Annotated in this window: 1 protein-coding gene; it reads left to right on the forward strand. The window is 54.0% G+C overall.

What is annotated here, in order from left to right:
* The first annotated feature begins 798 nt into the window (after nt 1–798).
* The gene (locus tag AD948_RS00270; protein ID WP_156478864.1) at nt 799–1,470 is read left to right on the forward strand and encodes a hypothetical protein; all 672 of its coding nucleotides are present in this window, start codon (nt 799–801) and stop codon (nt 1,468–1,470) included.
* The last annotated feature ends 795 nt before the right edge of the window (nt 1,471–2,265 follow it).

Genomic DNA, 2,265 nt, shown 5'->3' on the forward strand with positions numbered 1-2,265 from the left:
CCAGACTTTCGTACGCCTCGCGGCGCCCGAAACCCTTCAGGTAAACGGAATGTCAGTTATGGGGGAGCAACAACTGACAGCAGCTATTCCCAGAACTTGCGTCCATGATGGCTACCGACCAGGGCACGCCACTCGCCAAGGGGGTCACCAACGACAGTTTTCGCGAAGATCTGCCGCTCAGGGCATTTAACGGGCGCCAGCGGCCAAGGCGGAACGCGGCCACGTTTGGCGAAGCTGGCTTGAGTCGAGGCGAAGGCATAGTATCCACTTATAGGGATGCGAGAAAATCACGCGATCGAGGTCACTAGGGACAATCCAGCGCTCGGCAATCTAACCCTGTTCTGGCGGACCGCCGAATATTCGGCCGAGGACAGCTTGGTGACGGCCGCTTTCCCGCATGGCCGCCGCGAGCGAATGGCGAACAAAACTGTCAGCCTGCTAGGCACCTAAGCGCTCGGGTTCGCAAGCCAAAGAGACATGTCGAGCAGGACCTTTTGGCGACGTAACGCTTAAGCCCTCCGAGGAAGAAGGCGGGCGAGTTTCTCGTGGACGATTACATTCCGCAAAAATATCTGGACGCCATTGAAGGCTTTTCGGTTGAGGACTTCGATGGCATGGAGGATCTCACGGTAACCGCAACTAAGGCGATCGACGAGGACAGCTTTCGCCTAGATTATTATTTTGATGTGGGGGCGCTGATCTGGACGGTGAAGATTGACGGGGTCGGCGTAGCTGTTGCGTGCGATACTCGGTCATCAACGCGAGACCTTGGCTACGGCCTTGGCAGGCAGTTCGGGGGTGATCCATGCGAGCCCGAAGACTCAGGGATTTGGCTTCAACCTTCGCAGTCCGCTCACCTTCGAGGGCGAGGACCCGCTTGCGGCGGAATCGCCGAAGGGACGTATCCAGTTCCGGCCATACTCGGTGGACACTGCCTTAGGTTGGTGGATGCCACAATTCTTTGCGCAGGAGATTAAAGGCAAGGTCCGCAATGACGAGGAGGCTAGGGAACGACGTCTCACAGAGATCGGAGACGCGCTGCGCTCCACTCAAGGCGAAGCGACCGTGCGAACCGCCTTCCAGTCCCACATCGACTCGATGGAAGAATTCCTCAATAAACACCAGATTGAGGCCCGTTCGGTTATCGGCCGTGATCTCAAGTTCGAACGTTTCCTCGCGTCGCGGGTGAAGGCGCTCAGCGACCCCGAGACGATTCGGCGGCATGCCCGCTCACTCACGTTCGCCAGCATGCCCGACATCTGGACAGACGGTAGCGCGGTCAAGGAGTTCGAGAGCTCGTTCTTCGAGGATGTCGCGTATCGGGCCGCGGGCACAAACCAGCACCGTGTCGTGAAGTCGATCCTCTTCCGGCTCGACGATGAGTCGCTGACGACAGGGGAGGACCTTGCTGAGGCATTCAAGACATCTATCGCCGAAGATCACTGGACCGACAGCGACTGGGAAGAGTAGTGCTCCGCCAGTCTGAGCAACCAGAGCGCTTCGTAGAAGCGGATCTGGGTGAGCCAGCCATAAACTTCGCTCCGCAGAAAGACCATCTCTTGGTGGAAACCCGCTTCATCGAGATCGATCCACCAAGCCTTTGGCCCGCATGGTGAGATTCGAACCTCGACAGGGTAGAATACAGGCTCAAGTTTTCTTTCCGCTATTGCCGGCAGAGCGTCGGATGATTCATGTCGGCTTTCGGGAAGTTCTTCAAACCGCCAGTATGACCGACATGAGGCGAACTGCAGCCCGTCTGCTTCTGCAGCACTGAGCAGACAGGCTAGTCAGGAGGGGATGCAAACGGTCCGATGCCGCCCGATACAACATGGGAAATACCCATTTTGATAAATTTAAACTGAAAATTAAATATAAATTTCAACAGAATACCTTAAAAATAAGACGATTATTCTGTTGAATAATATTCAAAATTTTTTCACAGAAAATCTATCTCTGATCTAAAAATATTGCCAAAAGAAATACTCGATATACTTGAGTGTGTCTCTGTCGTAAATTGTTGATTATCGGAAATTTCGTTACTTCTAATGTCCTTAAAATTTTCTGGATTCATGTCGTTTATTATATTTGTATTAACACCCTGCCTAGGGCCTGTTAGGGCTCGAAATTCTTCCTATATTACAGGGATGGGAGAATGCGACGGAACTGGAACTGGCACCGGACCTTTTACGGACGAGACATGGGCGATCTGGGAACGTCTGATTGAGGCGGTTCGCCCAAGGGGCAAGACGCCGCCCCATGATCTGC

Source organism: Acetobacter senegalensis, from assembly GCF_001580995.1.
GTDB lineage: Bacteria > Pseudomonadota > Alphaproteobacteria > Acetobacterales > Acetobacteraceae > Acetobacter > Acetobacter senegalensis.